The organism is Streptomyces sp. SID11385, from assembly GCF_010548245.1.
Taxonomy (GTDB): Bacteria; Actinomycetota; Actinomycetes; order Streptomycetales; family Streptomycetaceae; genus Streptomyces.
Genome location: NZ_JAAGLR010000448.1, coordinates 1 through 5,154, shown reverse-complemented (window position 1 = coordinate 5,154; position 5,154 = coordinate 1). Strand labels below are relative to the sequence as shown.

The window sequence follows — 5,154 nt, the reverse complement described above, 5'->3', positions numbered from 1 at the left end:
TCGCCGCGCGCCGAGAGCACGTACGGCGTCACCACCGGGTCGGGGCCGGGGGCGGCCGGGTGCTCCTCGACGGACGGGGCCTGTTCGAGCAGTACGTGCGCGTTGGTCCCGCTCATCCCGAAGGCGGAGACCCCGGCCCGGCGCGCCCGGCCCGTCTCCGGCCAGGGTCGGCCCTCGGCGAGCAGCTCGACCGCGCCGGCCTCCCAGTCCACGAAGGGCGTCGGCTCCTCGACGTGGAGGGTGGACGGCAGCATCCCGTGCTCCATCGCCTTGATCATCTTGATCACCCCCACCACCCCCGCCGCGGCCAGGGTGTGCCCCACGTTCGACTTCACGGAGCCGAGCAGCAGTGGGCGGCCCTCCTCGCGGTCCTGCCCGTAGGTGGCGAGGAGCGCCTGGGCCTCGATCGGGTCGCCGAGCCGCGTGCCCGTGCCGTGCGCCTCCACGGCGTCGACCTCCGCGCCGCTCAGGCCCGCCGAGCCGAGGGCCGCCCGGATGACACGTGCCTGCGCGGGCCCGCTGGGCGCGGTCAGGCCGTTGCTCGCGCCGTCCTGGTTGACCGCGCTGCCCCGGACGACGGCGAGGACGCGGTGCCCCTTGCGCCGGGCGTCGGAGAGCCGTTCCACGACGAGCACACCGACGCCCTCGGCGAACCCCGTCCCGTCCGCCCCCGCCCCGAACGCCTTGCAGCGCCCGTCGGGGGAGAAGCCCCGCTGCCTGCTGAAGTCCACGAACCCCGTCGGAGTGGCCATCACCGTCACGCCGCCCACCAGGGCCAGCGAGCATTCGTCCCGGCGCAGGGCCTGGGCCGCCAGGTGGAGCGCCACCAGCGAGGAGGAGCAGGCCGAGTCGACCGTGATGGCCGGGCCCTCCAGCCCGAAGAGGTAGGCGACCCGGCCGGACAGGACGCTCGACGCCGAGCCCGTCATCCGGTACGCCTCGATGTCCTCGGGCGCCGAGGCCAGCAGCACCTGGTAGTCGGAGGTCACGCAGCCCGCGAACACCCCCGTCGCGCTGCCCCGCAGACCGGCCGGGTCGATGCCCGCCCGCTCCAGCGCCTTCCACGAGTTCTCCAGGAACAGCCGTTGCTGGGGGTCCATCGCGAGGGCCTCGCGGGGGTTGATCCCGAAGAACCCGGGGTCGAACTCGGCCGCGTCGTACAGGAATCCGCCGTGCCGGGTGTAGGTCTTCCCGGGCCGGTCCGGCTCCGCGTCGTACAGGCCGTCCACGTCCCAGCCGCGATCGGTGGGGAACTCGGAGATGGCGTCGGTGTCGTTGACCACGAGGTCCCACAGGTCCTCGGGCGAACGCACCCCGCCCGGCAGCCGGCAGCTCATGCCGACGACGGCGAGCGGTTCGTTCCACGCCTCCTCGGCCCGCTGGAGCTGGAGCCGCGACTCGCGCAGCTCGACGACCACCCGCTTCAGATACTCCCGGAGCTTCTTTTCCTCGGAATCGGACATCGTGTTTCCTCGCTGCTTCGTGTGGTGGGAGTTCCGCGTCAGGCCGAGCCGAGTTCGGAGTCGATGAGGTCGAAGAGGTCGTCGCCGTCCGCGTCCTCCAGCCGCTCCGCCAGCTCCTCCGCCGCTTCGCCGGTCGCGGGCACGGCCGCGGCGGGGGCCTCGGCGGGCGCCGCGGTGGTGGCGGTCAGTTCCTCGGCCAGGAAGGCGGCCAGGGCGGCGGGGGTCGGGTGGTCGAAGACCACCGTCGGCGCGAGCGCCAACTCCGTCGCCCGCGCCAGGCGGTTGCGCAGATTCACCGCCGCCAGCGAGTCGAAGCCCAGCTCCTTCAGCGCCCGTCGTGGTTCCACGTCCCCGGGCCCCGCGAATTGCAGGACCTCGGCGATCTCCGCGCGCACGACGGCGAGGATCCGGCGCTCCCGGTCGGCCGGGGACAGCGCGGCGAGCGCGGTGGGCAGACTCTCGGGCGCGGGCGCCGGGTCCTCGGTGACCGGCACGGGCGCCGCGAGATTCCGTCGCAGGCCCGAGAGCGCCGGCAGCATCCCGGCCAGCGTTTCCTCCCCGACGCCCAGCACCTCGGCCAGGGAGTGCCGGTCCGCCCGCTCGACGGCGTTCCAGAACTCCGCCTCCGAGGAGTCCACGGGCTCCGCGCCGCGCGGGGCTGCCTCCAGCCAGTAGCGCCGCCGCTGGAAGGGGTACGTGGGCAGGTCGACCACGCGCGCCGCCGTACCCGCGTACACGGTGCTCCAGTCGGCGTCGGCGCCACCGACGAAGGCCGTCGCGCACGCCGCCACGAAGGTCTCGGCCTGGGGGCGTCCGCGGCGCTGGGTGGCGGCGAACAGCGGTGCCTCCGGGAGGTCGGCCAGCGTCTCCTGGGCCAGCGCGGTGAGAGGGCTGTCGGGCCCGATTTCGAGGAACGTGGCGACTCCCGCCTCGGCGAGGGCGGTGACCGCCTCGTGGAAGCGGACCGTGTGGCGCACGTGCTCGACCCAGTAGTCGGGACTGGTCAGTTCCTCCGGTGTGGCGAGACGGCCGTACAGGTCGGAGACGACGGGGGTGTGGGGGTGGTGGTAGGTGAGTTGTTCCGCGGTGTGCCGGAATTCTTCCAGGATGGGGTTCATGAGGGGGGAGTGGAAGGCGTGGCTGACGCGGAGGAAGCGGGTGGTGTGGCCGAGTTGGGTGAGGGTGGTGTTGAGGGTGTTGAGGGTGGTGGTGGTGCCGGAGAGGACAGTGGCGGTGGGGCTGTTCAGGGCGGCGACGGAGACGTCGTCGAAGGACGCGAGGTGCGGGACGAGGTCGTGTTCGGTGGCGCGGACCGCCAGCATGCCGCCGCCCGGGGGGAGTTGTTGCATGAGCCGTCCGCGCGCGGCGACGAGCGTGCAGGCGTCGGGAAGCGAGAGGACGCCGGCGACATGCGCGGCCACCAGTCCGCCGATCGAGTGGCCCAGCAGATGCCCCGGACGCAGCCCGAACGACTCGGCCAGCCGGTGGAGGGCGACTTCGAGGGCGAAGAGGGAGGTCTGGGTGTACTGGGTCTGCTGCAGGAGTTCCGCCTCGGGGCTGTCCTCGGCGGCGAACATCAGGTCGCGTACGGAGTGGTCGAGGTGGGGGTCGAGGTGGGCGCAGACCTCGTCCAGGGCTGCGGCGAAGGCGGGGTAGGCGTCGTAGAGTTCGCGGCCCATGCCGGGGCGCTGACTGCCCTGACCCGAGAACAGGAAGGCCAGTCCACCGGACCGCTCCGCCTCCTCACCGGAGCCCGCCCGCACCAGCGTCGGCGCGGAACGCCCCTCCGCGAGCGCCCGCAGTCCCTGCCGCAGCCCTTCCTCCTCCGTCGCCGCCACCACGGCGCGCACGCCGAGCCGGGCCCGTGTGCTCGCCAGCGACAGGCCGAGATCGGCGCCCGGTTCCTGCTCCAGTCGCGTCAGCAGCCGCCCGGCCTGCTCCTCCAGGGCCGCCGAGGTGTGCGCGGACACCGGCAGCACCGTCACCGGGGGCTTCGCTTCCTCCTGGTGTGGGGGTGTGGTGGGGGTGGGGGGTGCTTCTTCGATGATGATGTGGGCGTTGGTGCCGCTGATGCCGAAGGAGGAGATGGCGGCGCGGCGGGGGTGGTGGGTGTGGGGCCAGGGTTGGGGGGTGGTGAGGAGTTGGAGGGGGGTGTTGTTCCAGTCGATGAGGGGGGTGGGGGTGGTGGCGTGGAGGGTGGGGGGGAGTGTGTTGTGGTGGAGGGCTTGGATCATTTTGATGAGGGCTGCGGCGCCGGCGGCGGCTTGGGTGTGGCCGATGTTGGATTTGAGGGAGCCGAGCCAGAGGGGGGTGGGGGTGGTGCGGTGTTGGGCGTAGGTGTTGATGAGTGCTTGGGCTTCGATGGGGTCGCCGAGTCGTGTGCCGGTGCCGTGGGCTTCGATGGCGTCGATGTCGTCGGGGGTGAGGTGGGCGTTGTCGAGTGCGGTTTGGATGACGCGTTGTTGGGAGGGGCCGTTGGGGGCGGTGAGTCCGTTGCTGGCGCCGTCCTGGTTGATGGCGGTGGCGCGGATGGTGGCGAGGATGGTGTGGTTGTTGCGTTGGGCGTCGGAGAGTTTTTCGAGGATGAGGATGCCGATGCCTTCGGACCAGCCGGTGCCGTCGGCGTGGGCGGAGAAGGGTTTGCAGCGTCCGTCGGGGGCGAGGCCGCGTTGGCGGCTGAATTCGATGAAGGTGGTGGGGGTGGACATGAGGGTGACGCCGCCGGCGAGGGCGAGGGTGCATTCGCCGGTGTGGAGGGCTTGGGTGGCCATGTGGAGGGCGACGAGTGAGGAGGAGCAGGCGGTGTCCACGGTGATCGCCGGGCCCTCGAGCCCGAGCGCGTACGACACCCGGCCGGAGAGCACACTGGCCGCCGAGCCCGTCATCCGGTGGCCCTCCGCGCCGCCCCCGCCCGCGTCCTGGTCTCGGAAACCGAAGGTCCCGGCGTAGACGCCGGTACGGCTGCCGCGCAGGCTCGTCGGGTCGATCCCGGCGCGTTCGAAAGCCTCCCAGGAGGTCTCCAGGAGCAGCCGCTGCTGGGGGTCCATCGCGAGGGCCTCGCGGGGGCTGATGCCGAAGAACTCCGCGTCGAAGTCCGCGACACCGTCGAGGAATCCGCCCTCCCGCGTGTACGAAGTGCCGGGCGTGTCGGGGTCGTCGGAGAACAGTGCGTCGAGATCCCAGCCGCGGTCGGTGGGGAACCCGGAGATCGCCTCGCCCCCGGAGGCGACCAGGTCCCACAGTTCCTCGGGCGAGTTGATGCCGCCGGGGAACCGGCCGCTCATCCCCACGACCACCACCGGATCGTCCTCCACGGACGCCGTCCGCCGCTCCTCGGCCCGCTCCGGCGCGGGGGCCGTGCCGAGGGACTGGGCCAGCAGGTACGTGACCACCGCCTCGCACGTCGGGTGGTCGAAGATGAGCCCCGCGGGGACGGGCAGACCGGTGGCCTCCGCGATCCGCGTACGCAGCTCGACCCCGCTCATGGAGTCGAACCCCAGCTCCTTGAAGGTCAGTTCCGGGTCCACGCCCTCGGCGGAGGCATGACCGAGGATCGCGGCCGCCTCCCGCCTGACCAGCGTCGTCAGCGACCGTTCCCGTTCGGCGGCGTCGAGGCCGCCCGGCCCCCGCACCCCGCCCGGCTCGGGTGCCCCGCCCGGCTCGCCAACGGCGCCCGGCTCCGGTGCCCCGG

At 72.7% G+C, this 5,154-nt stretch carries 2 protein-coding genes; both read right to left on the bottom strand.

All coding sequences use genetic code 11. From position 1 onward, the window contains the following. Positions 1–1,463: beta-ketoacyl synthase N-terminal-like domain-containing protein (locus G3I42_RS13695; protein ID WP_203606768.1), on the bottom strand; the 1,463-nt coding region annotated here is incomplete at its 3' end. A gap of 38 nt (positions 1,464–1,501) precedes the next feature. Next, on the bottom strand, positions 1,502–5,154 hold a 3,653-nt coding region (locus G3I42_RS13690; protein ID WP_164285775.1), incomplete at its 5' end, for a type I polyketide synthase.